17 protein-coding genes are annotated in these 19,842 nt (G+C 71.7%); 4 read left to right on the top strand and 13 right to left on the bottom strand.

Annotation, left to right across the window (positions count from 1 at the left end):
- Together DK412_RS16180 and hppD are read right to left on the bottom strand one after the other, a co-directional pair.
- Positions 1–1,728 (bottom strand): ABC transporter ATP-binding protein, encoded by a 1,728-nt coding sequence (locus DK412_RS16180; protein ID WP_109972772.1) that lies wholly within the window; start codon positions 1,726–1,728, stop codon positions 1–3.
- A 636-nt stretch (positions 1,729–2,364) separates the two neighbouring features.
- Positions 2,365–3,492 carry a 4-hydroxyphenylpyruvate dioxygenase gene (gene hppD, locus DK412_RS16175; RefSeq protein ID WP_109975304.1) on the bottom strand — a complete coding sequence of 376 codons (1,128 nt, stop codon included), beginning with the start codon at positions 3,490–3,492 and terminating at the stop codon, positions 2,365–2,367.
- A 114-nt stretch (positions 3,493–3,606) separates the two neighbouring features.
- On the opposite strand from hppD, the gene DK412_RS16170 reads away from it, so the two are divergent.
- A complete protein-coding gene (locus DK412_RS16170) occupies positions 3,607–4,086 on the top strand; it encodes an Lrp/AsnC family transcriptional regulator (protein ID WP_093569444.1) in 480 nt (159 codons plus the stop codon).
- 52 nt (positions 4,087–4,138) lie between these two features.
- On the opposite strand, the gene glmS is transcribed toward DK412_RS16170, so the two are convergent.
- From glmS to DK412_RS16150, 4 genes are all read right to left on the bottom strand, one after another.
- Entirely contained in the window at positions 4,139–5,965 is a 1,827-nt protein-coding gene (glmS, locus tag DK412_RS16165) for a glutamine--fructose-6-phosphate transaminase (isomerizing) (RefSeq protein ID WP_109972771.1), read from the bottom strand.
- A gap of 250 nt (positions 5,966–6,215) precedes the next feature.
- Positions 6,216–6,770: a fasciclin domain-containing protein gene (locus tag DK412_RS16160; protein ID WP_109972770.1), complete on the bottom strand. Its 555-nt coding sequence runs from the start codon at positions 6,768–6,770 to the stop codon at positions 6,216–6,218.
- Positions 6,771–6,906: 136 nt separating this feature from the next.
- Positions 6,907–7,638, bottom strand: a complete 732-nt coding sequence (locus tag DK412_RS16155) for an anti-sigma factor (RefSeq protein ID WP_109972769.1) — start codon at positions 7,636–7,638, stop codon at positions 6,907–6,909.
- Positions 7,635–8,231: a sigma-70 family RNA polymerase sigma factor gene (locus DK412_RS16150; protein ID WP_109972768.1), complete on the bottom strand. Its 597-nt coding sequence runs from the start codon at positions 8,229–8,231 to the stop codon at positions 7,635–7,637. Before DK412_RS16150 ends, DK412_RS16155 begins: the two co-directional genes overlap by 4 nt.
- Positions 8,232–8,432: 201 nt before the next feature.
- Between DK412_RS16150 and DK412_RS16145 the strand changes: the two genes are divergently transcribed.
- Complete coding sequence (locus DK412_RS16145) at positions 8,433–9,146, top strand: DUF2270 domain-containing protein (RefSeq protein WP_109972767.1); 714 nt, start codon at positions 8,433–8,435, stop codon at positions 9,144–9,146.
- 10 nt (positions 9,147–9,156) lie between these two features.
- Here DK412_RS16145 and glmU read toward each other — a convergent pair whose 3' ends face one another.
- Positions 9,157–10,518 carry a bifunctional UDP-N-acetylglucosamine diphosphorylase/glucosamine-1-phosphate N-acetyltransferase GlmU gene (gene glmU, locus DK412_RS16140; RefSeq protein ID WP_109972766.1) on the bottom strand — a complete coding sequence of 454 codons (1,362 nt, stop codon included), beginning with the start codon at positions 10,516–10,518 and terminating at the stop codon, positions 9,157–9,159.
- Between the two features lie 207 nt (positions 10,519–10,725).
- Between glmU and DK412_RS16135 the strand changes: the two genes are divergently transcribed.
- Positions 10,726–12,309 (top strand): glucan biosynthesis protein D, encoded by a 1,584-nt coding sequence (locus DK412_RS16135; RefSeq protein WP_109972765.1) that lies wholly within the window; start codon positions 10,726–10,728, stop codon positions 12,307–12,309.
- A gap of 11 nt (positions 12,310–12,320) precedes the next feature.
- The gene (gene mdoH / locus DK412_RS16130; RefSeq protein WP_280953992.1) at positions 12,321–14,471 is read left to right on the top strand and encodes a glucans biosynthesis glucosyltransferase MdoH; all 2,151 of its coding nucleotides are present in this window, start codon (positions 12,321–12,323) and stop codon (positions 14,469–14,471) included.
- A 244-nt stretch (positions 14,472–14,715) separates the two neighbouring features.
- Here the strand turns inward: mdoH and DK412_RS16125 are convergent, their stop codons facing one another.
- From DK412_RS16125 to DK412_RS16100, 6 genes are all read right to left on the bottom strand, one after another.
- Positions 14,716–15,420, bottom strand: coding sequence for a class I SAM-dependent methyltransferase (locus tag DK412_RS16125; RefSeq protein WP_109972763.1), 705 nt, complete (start codon positions 15,418–15,420; stop codon positions 14,716–14,718).
- A 566-nt stretch (positions 15,421–15,986) separates the two neighbouring features.
- Positions 15,987–17,219: a DUF2336 domain-containing protein gene (locus DK412_RS16120; protein WP_109972762.1), complete on the bottom strand. Its 1,233-nt coding sequence runs from the start codon at positions 17,217–17,219 to the stop codon at positions 15,987–15,989.
- A gap of 26 nt (positions 17,220–17,245) precedes the next feature.
- Positions 17,246–18,307 (bottom strand): transglycosylase SLT domain-containing protein, encoded by a 1,062-nt coding sequence (locus DK412_RS16115; protein ID WP_109975303.1) that lies wholly within the window; start codon positions 18,305–18,307, stop codon positions 17,246–17,248.
- A gap of 118 nt (positions 18,308–18,425) precedes the next feature.
- The gene (locus DK412_RS16110; RefSeq protein WP_348629402.1) at positions 18,426–18,638 is read right to left on the bottom strand and encodes a type II toxin-antitoxin system RelE/ParE family toxin; all 213 of its coding nucleotides are present in this window, start codon (positions 18,636–18,638) and stop codon (positions 18,426–18,428) included.
- 99 nt (positions 18,639–18,737) lie between these two features.
- Entirely contained in the window at positions 18,738–19,031 is a 294-nt protein-coding gene (locus tag DK412_RS16105) for a ribbon-helix-helix protein, CopG family (protein ID WP_109972761.1), read from the bottom strand.
- 109 nt (positions 19,032–19,140) lie between these two features.
- The gene (locus DK412_RS16100; RefSeq protein ID WP_109972760.1) at positions 19,141–19,767 is read right to left on the bottom strand and encodes a flavin reductase family protein; all 627 of its coding nucleotides are present in this window, start codon (positions 19,765–19,767) and stop codon (positions 19,141–19,143) included.
- Positions 19,768–19,842: the final 75 nt, after the last annotated feature.

The following is a 19,842-nucleotide window of genomic DNA, read 5'->3' as shown; positions in this document are numbered from 1 at the left end:
CTACTCGGCCGCGACGATCCCGGCCTGCGCCGCGTGCAGGCGCCGGTAGGCGCCGTTCGCCGCGACGAGCGCCTCGTGCGAGCCCTGCTCCAGGATGCGCCCGTTCGACACCACGGCGATGCGGTCGGCGTGCCGGATGGTGGCGAGGCGGTGGGCGATGACGAGGGTGGTCCGGCCTTCCGTCAGCTCTGCGAGCGCCTGCTGGATCTCGCGCTCGGTCTCGGTGTCGAGCGCCGAGGTCGCCTCGTCGAGGATCAGGACCGGCGGATTCTTCAGGAACACCCGGGCGATCGCCAGGCGCTGCTTCTGCCCGCCGGAGAGCTTGACGCCGCGCTCGCCCACCACCGTGTCGAGGCCGTCGGGCAGCATCGCGATCAGGGCGTCGAGTCGGGCGCGGTGCGCCGCCTCGACGATCTCGGCCTCGCTCGCGTCGAGCCGGCCGTAGGCGATGTTCTCGCGGATCGTGCCGGCGAACAGAAAGACGTCCTGCTGCACGATGCCGATCTGGCTGCGCAGCGACGCCAGGGTCAGGTCGCGGATGTCGTGCCCGTCGATGGTGATGCGCCCGGCCTCGACGTCGTAGAAGCGCGGCACCAGGGAGCACAGGGTGGTCTTGCCGGCCCCCGACGGACCGACGAAGGCGACAGTCTCGCCCGCACCCACCGCGAGGTCGACCCCGTCCAGCACCGGCCGTCCGTCGCCGTAGCCGAAATGCACGCCCTCGAAGCGGATCTCGCCGCGGAACGCGGGCGCGGGGATCGCGCCCGGCCGGTCGACGATGTCGGGGGCGGTGGCGAGCAGCGCCATGTAGCGGCGGAAGCCCGCTATTCCTTTGGGATACGTCTCGACCACCGCGCTGATCTTCTCCAGCGGCCGGTAGAACACCCCGACGAGGAGCAGGAAGCCGACGAAGCCGCCGGGGCTGAGATCGCCCCGCACCACGTAGGCCGCGCCGCCGAGCAGCACGACGATCTGGACGAGGCGCATGCCGAGGTAGTTGAGCGACAGGCTCGCCGCCATGATCTTGTAGGCGTCGAGCTTGGTGGCGCGGTAGCGCTCGTTGTCGGCGGCGAACAGGCGGCGCTCGTGCGCCTCGTTGGCGAAGGCCTTCACCACCCGGATGCCGCCGACATTCTCCTCGATGCGGGCGTTGAAGGCGCCGACGCGGCCGTACTGCGCTTGCCAGTTCCGGGTCATGCGGCCGCCGTAGCGCACGGTGACGAAGGCGATGACCGGCAGGATCGCGGCGGTCATCAGCGCCAGCGGCGGGTGGACGGTGAGCATCAGCCCGAAGGCGCCGACGAGCGTCATCACGGCGATGAACAGGTCCTCGGGCCCGTGATGGGCGACCTCGCCGATCTCCTCCAGGTCCTTCGTGACGCGGGCGACGAGGTGGCCGGTCTTCTGGTTGTCGAAGAAGCGGAAGGACAGCGTCTGCAGGTGGTCGAAGGCGCGGGCCCGCATCGTGGTCTCGATGTTGATGCCGAGCACGTGACCCCAGTAGGTCACCACCACCATCAGCCCCGCATTCGCGACGTAGAGCGCCGCGAGCCCCACGGCCGCGAGCAGGATCAGGCTCCAGTCCTGCTGCGGCAGCAGCACGTCGACGAAGGCCTTCACCGCCATCGGGAATCCGAGCTCGAGCAGGCCCGACAGGATGGCGCAGCCGAAATCGACGAGGAACAGGGTCCGGTACGGCCGGTAATAGGCGAGGAAGGCCTTGAGCATGTCGGTGGGACGGATCTGGCCGGCGGGGGTGGGGCGCAGCCGGCGCGGCGCGCGCGGTCCTGATACGCGGGAAAGCGCGGGCGCGACAAGGTCACGGCGCGTGCCAAAGGGCCGCTCCGGCGGGGAGTGGTCCGGCGGGGAAAGGACAGGGTGGGCCGGGAGGGGTGGCGGTGCTGTCGGCCGGCCGAATGTCAGGATTATTCTAAATCGAATAAGCAGCGGATGCGTTCGCCCGCCGAGGGAGAGGCCACGCGTTTACTTGCCGTCAGCCTCGCGCCACGGAGCAAGGCAGCGTGACAGAGGGCGGAACACAGCCTGTCTGCCCGTGCGTTGTCGCGGCCAGGCACAGACCGGCTTCCATGGTACACCCCCGCCCTTTCCCGGACGACTGGAGCGTCAGCGGAAGGAGATCCGGGATCCAGCACAAAGACTCGCCGCGAAGCGGCTCTGGATGTTGCACCATCACAGACAAGCAGACGCTTCGCGACTTCTCGTGCTGGATCCTGGATCTCCTTCCACTTCGTTTCAGTCGTCCGGGAAAGGGCGGTGGTGGCTTACGAGAACACTGTGCCGGCCCAGCGTCGATGCGGCCCGGCACCCTCTCGGATCAGGCGGCCTCTTCGGGCAGGAGACGCATCACGCCGCGTCGCGACCGTCCCCCGCCGTCAGCACGCCGCGGCGGATCTGGTCCTCCTCGATCGATTCGAACAGGGCCTTGAAGTTGCCCTCGCCGAAGCCGTCATCGCCTTTGCGCTGGATGAACTCGAAGAAGATCGGCCCGATCGCGTTGGCCGAGAACAATTGCAGCAGGATCTTGGTCATCCCGCCCTCGACCACGCCCTCGCCGTCGATCAGGATGCCGTTCCGCTCCATCCGCTCCAGCGGCTCGCCGTGGCCGGGCAGGCGGCTCTCGACGCGGCGGTAGTAGATCGAGGGCGGCGCGGGCATGAAGGCGACGCCGCCGGCCCGCAGGGCCTCGATCGTCGCGTAGATGTCGCGGCAGCCGCAGGCGATGTGCTGGATGCCCTCGCCGTTATAGGCGTGCAGGTATTCCTCGATCTGGCTCTTCGCGTCGGCCGATTCGTTGATCGGGATTCGGATCTTGCCGTCGGGCGAGGTCAGCGCCTTGGAGAACAGGCCGGTCTGCTTGCCCTCGATGTCGAAGTAGCGGATCTGCCGGAAGTTGAAGATCTTCTCGTAGAACCCGGCCCAGACGCCCATGCGGCCGCGATGCACGTTGTGGGTCAGGTGGTCGAGGTAGAACAGGCCGAGCCCCTCCGGCCGCGGGTCGCGCTCGGCGAGCCACGCGAACTCGGCCTCGTAGGGCGAGCCCTTGGCGCCGTACGTCTCCACGAAGTAGAGCAGCGAGCCGCCGATGCCCTTGATCGCCGGCACGTCGAGGGTCTTTGCCCCGTCCGCCGGGTCGGCGGGCTCGGCGCCCAGCGACACCGCGCGGTCGAAAGCCGCCTTCGCGTCGACGACGCGGAACGCCATCGACGGCGCGCAGGGGCCGTGGGCGGCGACGAAGCGGTGGCCGTGGCTGCCGGGCTCCTCGTTGACGAGGTAGTTCACGTCGCCCTGGCGATACACCGTGATCGCCTTGGTGCGATGGCGCGCGACGGCGGAAAAACCCATGGCGCGGAACAGGTCGTGCAGCGCCTGAGGCTCGGGATGGGCGTATTCCACGAACTCGAAGCCGTCGGTGCCCATCGGGTTCAGGGCGGTGACCTCGGCGGCGGGAGCGTCGTGCGGATAGGGGCCCATCGTTTCCTCCGTGCTGATGATCCGCATCACAGCATGGACGGCCCGCGCGGGGCGTGCGAAATCCGGGCGCCGGCCCGGGCTCCATGCACGGATCGTGCATGGACAGAGCCCTCGATGACCGATCCTCTCACCCTCGACGGGTTCGACCTGAAGATCCTCGCGGCGCTCCAGGAGGATGGCCGGCTCGGCAACCAGGAGCTCGCGGAGCGGGTGCACCTGTCGCCGAGCCAGTGCTCGCGCCGGCGCCTGCGGCTGGAGGAGCGCGGCGTGGTGCGGGGCTACCGGGCGGAGCTGGCGCCGGAGCCGCTCGGCCTGCGCGTCACGGTCTTCACCAAGGTCGCGCTCGCCACCCACAACCGCGACAATGCCCGGCGCTTCGCCGAGCTGGTCCGCGGCCTCGACTGCGTGCTGGAGGCCCACGTGATGACCGGCGACAGCGACTACCTGCTGAAGGTGATCGTGCCCGACCTGAAGGCGTTGTCGGGGCTCGTCAACGACGTGCTGCTGCCGCACGAGAGCGTGGCGCACGTCCATTCCTCGGTGGTGCTCGACACGCTGAAGGAGGCAGCGGCGCTGCCGCTGCCGCGCGGATAGGCGGCGGCATACCGAAGCAAGCCGCCGCCGCGCCCGCCGTGACGGGCCGGGCTCACTCCACGGTGACGGACTTCGCGAGGTTCCGCGGCTGGTCGACGTCTTTCCCGAGCACCACGGCGGTGTGGTAGGCGAGCAGCTGCACCGGCACCGCGTAGACGATCGGGGCGACGACCGGGTCGAGGTCCGGCATCATCAGGGTGGCGAGCGTGTCGAGACCGGCCGCGTCGGCGCCGCGCGCGTCGCCGATCAGCACGATCTTGCCGCCGCGGGCCGCCACCTCCTGCATGTTCGAGACCGTCTTCTCGAAGGTCGCGTCGTGGGGGGCGATCACGATCACCGGCACTGCGTCGTCGATCAAGGCGATCGGCCCGTGCTTCAGCTCGCCGGCGGCGTAGCCCTCGGCGTGGATGTAGGAGATTTCCTTGAGCTTCAGCGCCCCCTCGAGCGCCATCGGGTAGGCGGTACCGCGGCCGAGATAGAGCACGTCCCGCGCCTTGGCGATCTCGCGGGCCAGGACCTCGATCTCGTCCTCGCGCTTCAAGGCCTCGGCCATCAGGCCCGGCACCTTGATCAGCGCGTCGACGAGGCGCTTCTCCTGCGCCTCGTCGAGGGTGCCGCGCGCCCGGCCCGCCGCCAGCGCCAGGCAGAGCAGCACCGTGAGCTGGCACGAGAACGCCTTGGTCGAGGCGACGCCGATCTCGGGGCCGGCGAGCGTCGGCACCACGGCGGAGGCCTCCCGCGCGATGGTCGAGGTCGGGACGTTGACCACCGCCAGCGTGTGCTGGCCTTGCGATTTGGCGTAGCGGAGCGAGGCCAGGGTGTCGGCGGTCTCGCCCGATTGCGAGATGACGATCGTCAGCCCGTCCTTCTCCAGCGGCGGCTCGCGGTAGCGGGTCTCGGAGGCGACGTCGATCTCGACCGGCAGCCGGGCCAGCGCCTCGAACCAGTACTTGGCCACCAAACCGGCATAGTAGGCGGTGCCGCAGGCGGTGATCGAGATCCGGCTGAGCTTGGCGAAGTCGAAGGGCAACGCCTCCGGCAGGGCGACCCGGCCCGCCGCCAGGTCGACGTAGTGGGCGAAGGTGCGGCCCACCACCTCCGGCTGCTCGTAGATCTCCTTCGCCATGAAGTGGCGGTAATTGCCCTTGTCGACCAGGAAGGCCTGGGTGGCGATCTTCTGGCGCGGGCGGGCGACGACGTTGCCGGCGACGTCGCGGATCTCGGCGCCGTCGCGGGTCAGGATGGTCCAGTCGCCCTCCTCGAGATAGGTGATCTCGTCGGTGAAGGGGGCGAGCGCGAGCGCGTCCGAGCCGAGATAGGTCTCGCCGTCGCCGAAGCCGACCGCGAGCGGCGCGCCGTGGCGGGCGCCGATGAGAAAATCCTCTTCGCCGGCGAACAGGAAGGCGAGGGCGAAGGCGCCGCGCAGGCGCGGCAGGGCCGCCTCGACGGCGGAGAGGGGCTTCAGGCCGGTCCGCATCAGGTGGGTGACGAGCTGGGCCACCACCTCGGTGTCGGTCTCGGTCTCGAAGACGCAGCCCTCGGCGGCGAGCTCGGCCTTCAATTCGCGGAAATTCTCGATGATGCCGTTATGCACCACCGCCAGGCGCTCGGTGGCGTGCGGGTGGGCGTTGGTCTCGTTCGGCCGGCCGTGGGTGGCCCAGCGGGTGTGGCCGATGCCGATCGCGCCGGCGAGGGGGTTCTGCAGCAGCTTGAGCTGGAGGTTCGACAGCTTGCCCTCGGCGCGGCGGCGCTCCAGGCGGCCGGCTTCCAGGGTGGCGATGCCGGCGGAATCGTAGCCGCGATATTCGAGCCGGCGCAGCGCGTCGACCACCTGTCCCGCCACGGCATTCCGGCCGACGATTCCCACGATCCCGCACATGCTCACCGCCTCACGTCTCGCTCGCAGAGTGTCCCGCTGCGGGACGCCCCGGCCATTGTGCAGGGCATTGCGGCAGGATTCCTGCCGCACCGCACCCGCCACGCTCGCAGCGCTTCTACCGGACCGGCCGGCGATCCGGCGAGTCAACTTGCGTAACGGTTTGTGACGGCCAAGGTTCACCGCAGGGTCGTGGCAGGGTTGACGGACCGTGTGCGGGCGGCCCGGAGGCCGACCCGCCCGGCCGGATGCCTCAGGGCATCATCACCGCGTCGATGACGTGGATGACGCCGTTCGACTGCATCACGTTGCCGATCGTCACCCGCGCCGTGTTGCCCTTGTCGTCGGCCACGAACAGCCGCTTGCCCTTCTGCATCACCGTCAGGGTCCCGCCGGCGGCGGTCTTCAGCTCGGCCTGGCCGCCGCCCTGCTTCACCAGCCCCATCAGGTCCTTCGCCGTGTAGGTGCCGGGCACGACGTGGTAGGTCAGGATCTTGGTCAGCGTCGGCTTGTTCTGCGGCTGGACCAGGGACTCGACCGTGCCGGGCGGCAGCTTGGCGAAGGCGGCGTTGGTCGGCGCGAACACCGTGAACGGCCCGGGGCCGGCCAGGGTGTCGACGAGGCCGGCGGCCTTCACGGCGGCGACCAGGGTGGTGTGGTCCTTCGAGTTGACCGCGTTCTCGACGATCGACTTCGAGGCGTACATCGGCGCGCCGCCGACCATCGGGTTCTTGGCCTGGGCGGCACCGGCGGCCGTCGCCAGGGCGAGGGCGAGGACCAGGGTGCGGGCGTGGGTCCGGATCGTCATGAGGTGTCGTCCCGTCTCTCGGTTCAGCCCCGCTCTCGTCGGGGTCGAGGGCCGGTACGGTGGGCCGGACGGGAAAGTTTCAGGCCGAGCGCTATTTTTTCGCGCGTCTCTGCACGGAGGGCGATTTTTTCGCGCCCTATTCGCGAACCAGGCGGCCGGAATAGACCACCGGCCCGGTCGGGGCGCCCGAGGGCGAACCGCCCGGCGGCTCCACCGACACGGCGAGGCTCGCCCCGTCGAGGACGGCCCGGTCGGCCGCCGGCAGGGGGAGCCGGCTGCCAGCCTCGGCCTGGACGAGGCCCAGCGAGCGCGGGGCGCCCGCCGCCGGGACCACCCAGAGTTCGAGGCTGCGGTCGCGGGGCGCCTCGGCGGCGAGTGCCCGGACCTGGACCGTGCCGGCTCGCGGATCGACCCTTACCACCAGGGCCGGCAGTTCGCCGCCCCGGTTCACCACAGCGAGGTATTGCGACGACTCGGGCGAGAGAAACTCGGGTGAGAGGACCCCGGGCGCGAGGCGCTCGACCGCGATGAACAGGGCGAGGCCGGCGGCGAGCGCCCCCGCGGCGAGTGCGGCGCGGCGCCAGCGCCGGAGCGCCGGGCGCAGGTCGACGACGGAGGGCCGCGGCGCCTCGCCCGGCAGGCGGGCGGCGATGCCCGCCCAGGCGCCGGGCGGCGGTGCGACCTCCGGCACGGCCCCGGCCAGGGGGGCGAGGCGCGCCTCCCAGGCCCGCTCGGCCGCCTGGAGCGCCGGGGAGCCGGCGCGCTCGCGCCGATAGGCCTCGCGCTCGGGGCCGCTCAGGGTGCCGAGCACGTATTCGGCGGCCCGCAGGTCGGTCTCGTCGGGGGCGCTCATGTCGGGGGCGCTCATGCGGCCGCGTCCAGGCAGCCGCGCAGCGAGGCGAGCCCGCGGTGCAGCCAGGTCTTCACGGTGTTGACCGGCCGATCGTAGCGCAAGGCCAATTCCTCCCGCGACAGGCCCTCGCAATAGGCCCGCACCACGCAGTCGCGCTGCACCGGTTCCAGCCGGTCGAGGCAGGTGAGGAGCGCGTCGCGGCTCAGGAACTCCGCCTCGCTGTCCCGGGGATCGGCGACGCGGGCGAGCCAGTCGTCGTCCTCGTCGTCGCTCGCCGGCATCGGCACCTCGCTTCTCCGCCGCACCCAGTCGATGGCGCGGTGGCGCGCGATCGCGGCGAGCCAGGCCATCGGCCGTCCCGCCTCCGGGGCGTAGCCCGCCGCATTCTGCCAGACCCGCAGGTAGCAATCCTGCAGCACGTCCTCGGCGGCGCCCCGGTCCCGGACGATACGCAGGACGAGGCCGAAAAGTTTCGGGGCCGTGCGGTCGTAGAGCGTTCGGAGGGCGTCCTGCCGTCCCGCCGCCACCCGGGCGATCAGCTCGGCCAGGGCGGCGGCCTCGGGCGCGCCGGGCGGCTCTTCGTAGGGACGGTCCTCGACGCGCCGCATCGCTCGAAATCTCCGGGGACGCGCCGCCCCCTCCGACCTCGCCATAGATCAATCGCGCGCGAAGGACCACCGGGCGCGAAGGACCACGGGGTAACGGGCCGGCGTGCCTCGCGATGCGCCTTCCGGTCCCGCCGGGATCTGCGCCATGATGCCGGCCTCCGGGCCCGCACGGTGAAGAGGCCCGGCCGGGGGAGGCCCGCCATGATCGCCGCACCGACGGAGGCCGTCGCGCTCCCGTTCCCGAAGACGCCCTCCGAGACCATCACGGTGCTGGCCCATTACCACCGGGCCGAGATCGCCCGGATGGCCGGCTGGCGCGACCGGATCGACCGCACCACCAACTGGGCGATCACCGTCATCGCCGCCATGCTGTCGGTCTCGCTCTCGACGCCGACGGCGCATCACGGCGTGCTGCTGTTCTGCATGCTGCTGGTGATGCTGCTGCTCAGCATCGAGGCGCGGCGCTACCGCTTCTTCGACGTCTACCGCACCCGGGTGCGCCAGCTCGAGCGGCACTACTACGCCGAGGTTTTCGCCCCGGGGCATACGCCCGACCCCGGCTGGACCCGGCTGCTCGCCGAGGACCTGCGCCACCCGATGTTCCACATCAGCCTGCGCGAGGCCTTCGGCCGGCGGCTGAGGCGCAACTACGGCTGGATGTTCGCGATCCTGTTGCTGGCCTGGGTGCTGAAGATCACCTCGGCCCGGCTCCAAGAAGTGGGAGGCCAGGCGGGAGCCCCGGCGGGCGTCGCCGAGACCACGCACGGGATCCCCGAGATCCTGGCCGGGGCCGGCCTCGGGCCGCTGCCGGGCTGGCTCGTGCTCGCGGGCGTGGCCGCCTTCTACGCCTGGCTCCTCGCGGCGGGCCTGCGCGCCGGCCGCCGCGATCCCGACGACGGGTCGGTGCACGTGTGAAGGCGTGCCCTCACGTCTTCGTCGGCTTCGCCCACCCGGCCTTGACCACCTGCCGGCCGCGGCCGATCGCGAGCGTGCCGGGCGGCACGTCGTCGGTGATGACCGAGCCGGAGCCCACGAAGGCGCCGGCCCCGACCGTGACCGGCGCGACGAGCGCCGAGTTCGAGCCGACGAAGGCGCCGGCGCCGATCACCGTGCGGTGCTTGTTCACGCCGTCGTAGTTGCAGGTGATGGTGCCGGCGCCGAGATTGGCGCCCTCCCCCACCTCGGCGTCGCCCACGTAGGAGAGGTGGTTGACCTTGGCGCCGGCCTTGATCGCGGCGTTCTTCACCTCGACGAAGTTGCCGATCCGGGCGCCCTCCTCCAGCACCGCGCCGGGGCGCAGGCGGGCATAGGGGCCGATCTGCACGCCGGCGGCGAGCCGGGCCCGCTCCAGGTGCGAGAAGGCGTGGATGGTGCAACGATCGCCGACGACGACGCCGGGGCCGAACACCACGTGGGGCTCCACCACCACGTCGCGGCCGAGAACGGTGTCGTGGCTGAAGAAGACCGTCTCGGGGGCGATCAGGGTGGCGCCGGCGAGCATCGCGCGCCGGCGCAGGGTCGCCTGCACCGCCGCCTCGGCGACGCTGAGCTGCACCCGGTCGTTGACGCCCTGCGCCTCGGCCTCCGCCACCGGCACCACCGCGACGGGCAGGCCGTCCGCGACCGCGAGCGCGACGGCGTCGGGCAGGTAGTACTCGCCCGCCGCGTTGGCGTTGCCGATCCGCTCCAGGATCCCGAGGGCGTGGGCGCCCGACAGGGCCATCAGCCCGGCATTGCACAGGGTGACGCGGCGCTCGGCCTCGCTCGCGTCCTTCTCCTCGCGGATCGCCGTCACCCGGCCGTCCTCGACCAGCACCCGGCCGTAGCCGGTGGGGTTCGGGCTCTCGAAGGCCAGCACCGCGACCGCGGCGCCGTCCGCCAGCGGCGCGCGCAGGCGGGCATAGGTCTCCGGCGCGATCAGCGGCGTGTCGCCGAAGGCCACCACCACGTCGTCGGCACCCTCGGTGAGCGCCCGGCGGGCCGCCAGCACCGCGTGGGCGGTGCCGAGGCGCTCTTCCTGCGAAAAGGTCTCGGCGCCGGGAAAAGCCGCCACCACCCGGGCGACGTCGTCGCGGCCGGGCTCGACCACCACGGCGAGGCGCACCGCCCCGGCCTCCGCCACCGACGCGAGCACGTGGGCGAGCATCGGCCGGCCGGCGATGGGGTGGAGCACCTTCGGCAGGGCGGAGCGCATCCGCGTGCCCTTGCCGGCGGCGAGCACGACGGCGAGGAGGGAGCGCGTCCCTGCGGGCTCGGACGTCCCGGTGGGCTTCTGCGTGGCGGTCATCGGCGGCCTGTCATCGTCTCGGGACGTGTGGTCCCTGCTTGGCGCAACCGTCTAGCCGATCGTTCCGGATCGGCAAGCGCGCGGCGTCGCGGCCAGCGTCGCTGACGTTGCGGCGCCTGAGACGCGATTCTTAACCCCCGGTTCAGGACGGATCGTGGTAAACGGCCGGCGCCCCCATCCGAATCCGGCACGGTCCCCTTCCCCACGATGATGCAGCCTCCCACCGCTCAGCCCCCTCGCACAGCCCTCGACCGACGCGCGGTGCTGGCGCTCGCCGGCGGCCTCGCTGCGACCGGCGCAGCGGGCGCGCAGCCGGCGGAGCCGGCGCCGCTGTCGGACGGGCAGCGCTTCGATCCCGGCCAGGTGGTCGAGCTCGCCCGCGCGCTGGCGAAGAAGCCCTACGCGGCGCCGGCCAACGACCTGCCCGACCCGTTCAAGGACCTCACCTACGAGCAGTATATCGGCGTGCGGGCTCAAGCCCCCGCCCTGCTCTGGGCCGGCGAGGGCCGCGGCTTCGTGGTCGAGCCGCTGCACCGCGGCTTCGTGTTCACCACGCCGGTGGCCCTGCACGCCGTCGAGGACGGGGTGGTGCGCCGCATCGCCTACGACCGCACGCGCTTCACGTTCGGCAAGCTCAAACCCCCGGAGGAGGGGCGCGACCTCGGTTTCTCGGGCTTCCGGCTCTATGCCAGCTTCAACGGCGCGGCCCCGTCCGACTGCGCGATCTTCCAGGGCGCGTCGTTCTTCCGGGCGCTCGCCGCCGGCCAGAGCTACGGCGTCACCGCCCGCGCCCTGACCCTGAAGCCGGCCGAGGCGAAGGGCGAGGAATTCCCGCTGTTTCGCGCCTTCTGGCTCGAGCGGCCCGGCGCCGGCACCGGGCAGATCGTGATCCATGCGCTGGTCGATTCCGAATCCGCCACCGCGGCGCTCCGCATGACCCTGCGGCCGGGCGAGGCCACCATCGTCGACGTCGAGGCGACGCTCTGCCCGCGCGCGACCCTGGAGCATGTCGGCATCGCCGGCATGACCGGCGCCTACCTGTTCGGGCCGACCGACCACCGCGGCGCCGACGACGCCCGCCCCGCCGCCCACGAGGTCGACGGGCTCCAGATCCGCAACGGCTGGGGCGAGGCGATCTGGCGCCCGGTGCAGAACCCGGAGACGTTGCAGATCTCCGCCTTCCTGGACCAGGACCCGAAAGGCTTCGGGCTGATCCAGCGCGCCCGCGCCTACGGCGACTACCAGGACGACGTGCAGCGCTGGGAGAAGCGCCCGAGCCTGTGGGTCGAGCCGCTGGGCAGCTGGGGGCCGGGCGTACCGCAGCACGGCTGGGGCGCCGGCGCGGTGCAGCTGATCGAGATTCCGAGCGAATCCGAGGTCAACGAGAACATCCTGACCTACTGGCGGCCCAAGGACCCGGTCGCCAAGGAGATCGCCTTCAGCTACCGCCAGTTCTGGTGCTGGAGCGTGCCCGGCGCGCTGCCGCTCGCCGCCTGCTCCGGCACGAGGGTCGGCAAGGGCACGGGCGGCAAGCGCCGGCTCTTCCTCGTCGACTTCACCGGCGAGGCGCCGTTCGCCGACGGCATCGACCCGAACGCGCTGCAGATCGCGCTCTCCACCGCGCCCGGCAGCATCACGCGCCAGCGGGTCTACCCGTACCCCGAGCGCAAGACCGTGCGGGCGGTGTTCGAGCTCGATCCGGGCAACGACACGTCCTGCGAGCTGCGCCTCATCGTCAAGGCCGGCGACAAACCCGTCAGTGAGACATGGCTGTATCGGTGGACCCCGTGACCCTCGCACAAGTGACTCTCGCTCAAGACCCGGACACCCTCCGCCGCGATGCCCATCCCGTCGCCGTCGCGCCCGCGGTGCCGGAGGAATCCCCCCTCGCCATGCCGGTGCAGGACCTGCACGCCTGGTCGGAGGCGCAGGAGCACACGGTTCCCGGTCGCCGAGCGCCCTGGGGGGCCCGCGCCTTCGTGTTCGGCGGCGGCCTCGCGCTGACGGTCTACGGCGCCGTGCAGATGTACGAGGTCGTGTCGGTCGCCGGCTCCACGACCTGGCTGCAATGGCTGCTGCTCGCGCTGTTCACCCTCAACTTCTCGTGGATCGCGCTGGCCTTCTCCTCGGGGCTCCTCGGCTTCCTGGCGCTGCTGCGCCGGCGCCGGCCGGAGGTGAATCCCGCGCCGCTCACCACCCGCACGGCCGTGGTGATGCCGGTCTACAACGAGGCCACCGCCCGCACCTTCGCGGCGGTCGAGGCGATCCGCGAGTCGATCGAGGCGACGGGCGAGGGCGCGGCCTTCGACTACTGGATCCTGTCCGACTCGACCCAGGCCGATGCCTGGATCGCCGAGGAGCGGGCCTATCTCGCCCTGCGCGAGCGCCTCGGCGAGGGCGCGCGCCTGTACTACCGCCACCGGCAGAAGAACCACCACCGCAAGGCCGGCAACATCGCCGACTTCGTCACCCGCTGGGGCGGCCATTACGACCACATGCTGGTCCTCGACGCCGACAGCCTGATGAGCGGCGAGTGCGTGGTGACGCTCGCCCGCGCCATGGAGGCGGATCCGGATTCCGGCATCATCCAGTCGCTGCCCTTGATCATCAACCGCAACACCCTGTTCGCCCGGGTGCAGCAATTCGCGGCCCGCATCTACGGCCCGGTGATCGCCACCGGCCTCGCCCTGTGGTCGGGCCGCGACGGCAATTACTGGGGCCACAACGCGATCATCCGCACCAAGGCCTTCGCCGACCATTGCGGCCTGCCGGACCTCTCCGGCAAGCCGCCCTTCGGCGGCCACGTGCTCAGCCACGACTTCGTCGAGGCGGCGCTGATCCGGCGCGCCGGCTGGAGCGTCTACATGCTCCCCGAGTTGCAGGGCTCCTACGAGGAGAGCCCGCCCTCGCTGATCGACGTCGCGATCCGCGACCGGCGCTGGGCGCAGGGCAACCTGCAGCACAGCCGCATCATCGGCACGGCGGGCCTCAAGCTCGCCTCGCGCCAGCACTTCGCCACCGGCATCGCCGGCTACCTCGCCTCGCCGCTCTGGGCGGCGCAGCTCGTGGTCGGTATCGCCCTGGCCCTCCAGACCGCCTATATCCGCCCCGAATATTTTTCCACCGAGTTCCGCCTCTACCCGGTCTGGCCGCGCTTCGACCCCGTGCGCGCGCTCCAGCTCTTCGGGATCACGATGGCGATCCTGCTCGCCCCGAAGCTGTTCGGCCTGATCCTCGGCCTGCTCGATGCCACGGTGCGCCGCGCGAGCGGCGGGGCTTTGCGCCTGGTGCTCTCGGCCCTGATCGAGACCCTGCTCTCGGCGCTGATCGCCCCGATCGCGATGCTGGTGCAATCGGGCTCGGTGATCCAGATCCTGCTCCGGCGCGATGCCGGCTGGAACCCGCAACGGCGCGACGACGGCTCGATCCCGCTCTCGGACATCGTGCGCCGGCACCACTGGCACACCATCCTGGGGCTGGTGGCCGGCGTCTCGGCCTTCGCCATCGCGACCTCGCTGTTCCTCTGGATGTCGCCCACCATCCTGGGCCTCGTCCTCGCGATTCCGATCTCCTGGGCGAGCGGGCAACTGGCGCTGGGCCTCGCCCTCAAGCGCGCCGGCCTCCTGATGACGCCCGAGGAGCGGGAGCCCCCGGCGATCGCGGTCGCCGCCAAGGCGATCGAGGCGCGCAACGCGGCTCTGGGCTTCGACGATGCCGACGGGGTGCGGGCGCTCCACGCCGATCCCGACCTCCAGGCCGGCCACCTCGCCTTCCTCCCCCCGGCCGAGTCCCGCCCCCGCGGCGCGCCCCAACCCGACCACGTCATGGCCCAGGCCAAGGTGGTCGAGGCCGAGACCATCGACGAGGCGGCGGGCTGGCTCAACGCCAAGGAGAAGATGGTGCTGCTGCACGACCGGGCGCTGCTCGACCGGCTGGCGCGGCTCGGGGGGTAATCCCCGTACATCGGCGGCCCTGCGCGGCAGACTCGACATCCTCCGACGTCATTCCGGGGCCGCGATAGCGGAACCCGGAATCCACAACCGCCGACGCTTCAGGATGAGGCGGCTGGCGTTCAGACCGAGCCTGCACCCTCAGAGGTCATGGATCCCGGGTTGTCGCCTTCGGCGAGCCCCGGGATGACCCCGTGAGGGGGAAGCCGGCATGGACACGCCGCCCCGCGCATCATGGCGACAATCGTCAGTCGCTCGCCTTCTCCCACTCCATCACCACGAACCACGGCACCCGCCGGTAGCGCGCGACCTTCGCCGGATCGCCGCCCTGCGGCGCCGGCTCGTCGAAGTGGCGCAATGCCAGCCCCTGCCCGAGCAGCAGACTCATGGTGAGCGAGAGCGGCCGGTGCCAGTTGTGCACCCGGATGCCGTGCCACGCCGCCCACTCGGCCCGCTCCTCCAGGTAATCGTCGATCCGGAAGCGGCGGACGCCGTCGGGATCCTCGGTCCAGCCGCCGGCGGTGCAGAAACTCGCCAGGTTGGCGATCAGGAGCGAGCCGCCGGGCGCCAGGACGCGGGCCATCTCGGGGATCGCCGCGCGGATGTCCGGGATGTCGATCAGCGTGAGATAGCTGACGACGAGGTCGAAGGCGCCGTCCGCGAAGGGCAGCGCCTCGGCGCGGCCCGGGAGATAGATGCCCGCCGGATCGCGGGCCCGGGCCTGCCGCAGCAGGGCGTCGGTGGGATCGATGCCGACCGTCCCGACCCCGTGATCCTGCACCATTCGGCAGAAGCGGCCCTCGCCGCAGCCGACATCGAGGGCCCGGCGGAAGCCGCGGCCGCGGATCCGCGCCAGCATCGGCGCATCGAGCACGCAGGCGCGGCCGAAATCGCCTGCCTCGCCCATGTCGGCGATCCAGGCGGCGGCGGACTCGTCCCAGCCATGGGTCATCGGTGATGCTCGGTTCAGGAAGGGGCGCGTCTCTTACGCTCTCCGCGCCGCCGCCTCGCCGAGTTAACCGTTAAGCCGCAGCACGGCGGAAGACCGCGCGATGATGACACGATGTTCCAGGCTTCAAAATCGAGTGCGCCCCGCCGGGGAGCGCGGTCCTTCGCTTCGCCATACCGAGACCACGAAAGAACACCCGAATCTTAATCCCGACGGTTTAAGGATAAAATTCTCTGCAACAAAGGCTTGTCGCTGCACCGCACGGCAGCGTAAGCAAGATGCGCAACCCGAATCGGGAGGAATCGATGAGCGTTTCCGCGCATTTCGTTCGACCGATCTACACCCAATCCGTGATGGTCTCGCTCGCCGGCTACCTCGCCGCGGCGGTGATGTGCGCCGACCGGCGGGCGGTCGGGCGCTGACGGCGTCCGGAGCTTGGCCGATCGGTCGCGCCGGTCGATCGAGCACCCCCACTCCGACGCTTCTCTCCGTGTCATCCCGGGTTCCGCTGCGCGGCACCGGGATGACGTGGAGGGTTGTGAACTCTGCTTGCGAAGCCCGACTGGCTCTCACGCCGCGAGGCGCGGCCGGTCGCGGCGGTAGCTGGCGATCAGGCCGGCGGGGATCGTTTCCGCCGCGGGGCCGGTCGCCGTGTCGGTGGCGGCCTCGCTCGCCAGGGCGCGGGCGAGCAGCCGGGCCTCGTCGCGGGCCGCCTCGGCGTCGAAGCGGTTGAGCAGCGCGACGATGGCGTGGGCATCGGCGAAGGACAGGCGCTCGCAGGCGGTCACCGCGCGCTCGATCATCCGCCGCGACAGGCCGGGGCCGGTGCTCTCGTAGAGGCCGCTCGCCTCCTCGTGCCAGGCGGACATCGCCGCCGCGAAGGCGGGTTCGAGGGCGGGCGGCAGGCCGGCCCGGCGGTAGAGTGCCGCCATGCCGCTGCCGCGCGGATCGTGCAGCAGCCCCGCCACCCGCTCGGCCGCCAGGCCCGAGAGCTCGGTCAGTGCCGCCTCGGTGAAGGCCATCCGGCCCGACAGCATCGCCCGCAGGATCAGCCCGGGGGTGAGCTGGGCGGCGGCGCGCAGATGCGCGACGAGGCGGCGCAGGTCGGCCCGGTCCGAGCCTTCGGCGAGCCCGAGCGTCGCGCGCTCGCGCGCCTCCCGGGTCACCCGCTCGCTGCGCTCGCGCGAGAGCCAGCCGCAGCCGCTCACGAAGGCCGACAGGGCGTTGGCGAGACGGGCGGTCACCGCCTGGCGCACGTCGAGGGGCAGGTCGGCCCGGGCGAGCAGGGCCTCGCGGAGCGCGGCGTCCTCGCCGTGGCGCTCGACCATGCGCAGGAGGCTGCCGCGGGTGATCTCGGCGCCCGGATTGGCGGCGAGCGCCGCGAGGGCGCGGGCGCCGGCGATCTCGGCGAGCGCCCCGCACAGCATGGCCGAGAGGTGGGGCCGCCCGGCGATGGCGACCCGGCCCGACTCGTCGCCGACGGCGGCGCAATCGACGAGGTCGGCATCCGACAGCACGGGCGAGCGCGCCAGCACCAGCCCGGCGATCTCCGCCTGGTCCTGGGCGAGCGCCACCACCAGGGTTCGGGGCGCCTCCGCGGCGTTGGCGCAGGCCTCGGCGAGCGCCCGCCGCACCAGCGGCGAGGGATCGTCGAGGAGCGCCGTGATGGCGGTCTTCGCCTCCCAGCGCGCCGCCGGGTCGAGCTTGGCGTAGAGGTAGGCCCGGGCGAGCGCCGAGGCCGCCTCGGCCCGGCGCCCGGCAGATTCGTGCTGGGTCCAGAGCAGGAACTGGCGGATGATCATCGGCGCGGCTCCGTGAGGGGTTTTTTTCAGGACTGGATCGAGGAGGGCGTGACGGCGGCGCGGGTGCGCCCGCCGAATTCCCGCGGCCGGGCCGGCGGCAGGGGCACGCCGGTCGCCGCAGGGTCTTGGATCGGAACTTGGTTCGGATCTTGGATCGTGTCTCGGAGGGTATCCTGGATCCCGGCCGGCGCACCCGGCGACGGTGCGGGCGCCGCGGAGGCGACCACCGGCCCGTCGCTCGAGCGCGGGAAGTAGCTCGGCGCCGCCGCGCCGCTGCCCCGGCTGCCCCACAGCTTGGCGACGCTGTCGGAGACGGGTCCCCGGCGGGCATCGGTCTGGAACAGCGAGCGCAGGCCGCTGCCGGCCTCGGGCGCGTAGGCGGTCGGCGCGGCGGCCTGCGCGGTGAGCGTGGCGGTCGCCGACGGGACGCCCGGGCTGGTGCCGAGCACGGCGTAGAGCTCGGAGGCGCTGCGGGCCCGGCCGGTGCGGTCGTAGAACAACCCGCGATTGCCGGCGGCGGCTTCCGGCAGGTCGGCGGCGGCGGAGCGCCCCGGCGCGCCCTCGGCGGCCCGGATCAGGGTCAGCGCCCCGCGCACGCCGAGGAGGTGGGCGGCGTAGAGGTCGGCCCGGTTCGGCTCGCGGCCGAGCGCGTCCGAGAGGGCGTCGGCGTTGCGGCGGGTCAGCGCGCCGGCCATCGCCGAGGCGACCTCCGGGTCGCGCCGCAGGTCGAGGATCGCCTGCCGGGCGGCCGGATCGCTCACCGTGTAGCCCCCCGACGAGCGGGCGGTGATCGCGTCGGCGTAGGAGCCGAGGCCGAGCGACGGGCCGTCCTGCTTCATCACCCCGAGCCAGGTCTGCTCGATGAACTGGAACAGGCCGGTGGCCGAGGACGTGCCTGCCTTGGCGCTCGGGTTGAGGCTCGATTCGCGCTGGGCCGTCGAGAGCAGGTAGTCGAAGGCGGCGCCGGTCTTCTCGGCGCCCTGGCGGATCGCGTCGATCACCGGGTTGCCCGAGGCGGCGCGGCCGGTGCCCTGGGCGGCGCCCTGGCTGGCAGTCCCTTGCGACGGCGTGTTGCTGAACAGGAACATGGCGGCCCGGTGGAGCGGCACCGCAAGGCGCGGGCCGGCTCTCTCTCGGGCTTCAGGATGCTGGGGTTATGGTAAAGGAAGATTGAAGCGGGGGCGGGTGACGGGGTCCCGCTTCAACCTACCCCTCATCATCAGGCTCGTGATCGCGATACAGGGCCTCGAAATCCCGTCCGCCGTAGAAGACGTTGGTGATCCGCACCCGATCCGATTCCACCCGGTAGGCGATCACGGCACTGTGCTCGAACGGCACGGTGCGCAGGCCGGGTTCCAAATCGTCGCGGGGGCGCCCGCCGTGGGGGGCGTCGCCGATGCGTTTGCACCGGTCCCGGATCCGCGCACGAAGCCTTTCGCGGTGGTCAGGTTGCGACTGGCTTGCCAGACAACCTGGAAGATGTCGGCCAAGGCTTCCGGCTGAAGCTCAACCCGCAGCCTACGCACGTCCGGCGTCTTTCAGGGATTTCTCCGCTTCCGCGAACAGTTCTTCCAGATGGGCGTCGACCTGGTCGAGCGTGAGTGATGGACGCGGATCGTCCAGCGAACGGCGGATGCGGGCGCGGATGGCGTTCAGGCGCTCGGCGTGCTCCTCCCGCTGGCGCTGCCAGAGGCGCACCGCGTCGCGCAGCACTTCGCTCGTGGAGGCGTATTCGCCTAACGCGACGCTCTCGCGCACCGCGCGGAGCTGTTCGGACGTCATGGTGATGCTGATTGTCTCGGCGTCCTGCATGGCGGACCCTCGGCGATCAGCCATGCCGGTAGCATGAAATCGCACCCGGATCACGCGCGGCCGAGGGTGCGGCCTCCGGCACCACCCAAGCCGCGCGAGGCGCCCGCCCTCACCGCTTCGGCATATCCCCCCCGCCCGCAGGCCGGCGCATCTCGAAGCGGTTCTCGGACACGACCGTGAAGTAATCGAAATAGCCGCCGCGCATGATCGGGCGCATCGCCCCGGTATCCACCCGGCCCTCCGGGGTCACGAAGCGGTCGTCGATGTACATCGACACCACCTGGCCGATCACCATGAAGTAGGCCGCCTCCCCGCCCCCGGCCGGCACCAGCGGGATGGTCTGGAGCCATTGGCATTCGAGGGCGGCGGGAGCGTCCGCCACCCGCGGCGGGCGCACCTTGCGCGAGGGCGCCGTGGCGAGGTTCGCGAAGGCGAACTCGCTCTCGCCGCGCGGCAACGGCGCCGAGGACTGGTTCATCCCCTCCCGCAGGTCGAAGGTCGCGAGGCTGCAGACGAACTCGCCACCCTCCTCCGCGAAGGTCAGCGCGTCCTTGCGGCCGTAGGAGGAGAACATCACCATCTCGGGGCTGTCCCCGACCCCGTTGAAGAACGAGTAGGGCGAGAGGTTCAGCTGGCCTTCGGCGCTGAGCGCGCTGACCCAGCCGATCGGGCGCGGCGCCACCAGGGCCTTGAACGGGTTGTGCTTCAGGGTGCGGGTCTCGGCGTCGTAATGCATCGGCGGTCCCGGGGCGTTTGGAGAGCGGGCGGCCCGCCGGCGCGGGCCTTGAAGGCGACCGGTAGAGCATCCCGG

The sequence above is a fragment of the Methylobacterium sp. 17Sr1-1 genome (assembly GCF_003173775.1).
GTDB lineage: Bacteria > Pseudomonadota > Alphaproteobacteria > Rhizobiales > Beijerinckiaceae > Methylobacterium.
The sequence above is the reverse complement of the archived record's forward strand: the minus strand, read 5'-3'. Positions and strand labels throughout refer to the sequence as shown.

What these genes read in the sequence shown, in the direction of transcription:
- DK412_RS16180 (WP_109972772.1), bottom strand. Translation starts at nt 1,728, where the DNA reads ATGCTCAAGGCCTTCCTCGCCTATTACCGGCCGTACCGGACCCTGTTC.
- hppD (WP_109975304.1), bottom strand. Translation starts at nt 3,492, where the DNA reads ATGGGCCCCTATCCGCACGACGCTCCCGCCGCCGAGGTCACCGCCCTG.
- DK412_RS16170 (WP_093569444.1), top strand. Translation starts at nt 3,607, where the DNA reads ATGACCGATCCTCTCACCCTCGACGGGTTCGACCTGAAGATCCTCGCG.
- glmS (WP_109972771.1), bottom strand. Translation starts at nt 5,965, where the DNA reads ATGTGCGGGATCGTGGGAATCGTCGGCCGGAATGCCGTGGCGGGACAG.
- DK412_RS16160 (WP_109972770.1), bottom strand. Translation starts at nt 6,770, where the DNA reads ATGACGATCCGGACCCACGCCCGCACCCTGGTCCTCGCCCTCGCCCTG.
- DK412_RS16155 (WP_109972769.1), bottom strand. Translation starts at nt 7,638, where the DNA reads ATGAGCGCCCCCGACATGAGCGCCCCCGACGAGACCGACCTGCGGGCC.
- DK412_RS16150 (WP_109972768.1), bottom strand. Translation starts at nt 8,231, where the DNA reads ATGCGGCGCGTCGAGGACCGTCCCTACGAAGAGCCGCCCGGCGCGCCC.
- DK412_RS16145 (WP_109972767.1), top strand. Translation starts at nt 8,433, where the DNA reads ATGATCGCCGCACCGACGGAGGCCGTCGCGCTCCCGTTCCCGAAGACG.
- glmU (WP_109972766.1), bottom strand. Translation starts at nt 10,518, where the DNA reads ATGACCGCCACGCAGAAGCCCACCGGGACGTCCGAGCCCGCAGGGACG.
- DK412_RS16135 (WP_109972765.1), top strand. Translation starts at nt 10,726, where the DNA reads ATGATGCAGCCTCCCACCGCTCAGCCCCCTCGCACAGCCCTCGACCGA.
- DK412_RS16125 (WP_109972763.1), bottom strand. Translation starts at nt 15,420, where the DNA reads ATGACCCATGGCTGGGACGAGTCCGCCGCCGCCTGGATCGCCGACATG.
- DK412_RS16120 (WP_109972762.1), bottom strand. Translation starts at nt 17,219, where the DNA reads ATGATCATCCGCCAGTTCCTGCTCTGGACCCAGCACGAATCTGCCGGG.
- DK412_RS16115 (WP_109975303.1), bottom strand. Translation starts at nt 18,307, where the DNA reads ATGTTCCTGTTCAGCAACACGCCGTCGCAAGGGACTGCCAGCCAGGGC.
- DK412_RS16105 (WP_109972761.1), bottom strand. Translation starts at nt 19,031, where the DNA reads ATGCAGGACGCCGAGACAATCAGCATCACCATGACGTCCGAACAGCTC.
- DK412_RS16100 (WP_109972760.1), bottom strand. Translation starts at nt 19,767, where the DNA reads ATGCATTACGACGCCGAGACCCGCACCCTGAAGCACAACCCGTTCAAG.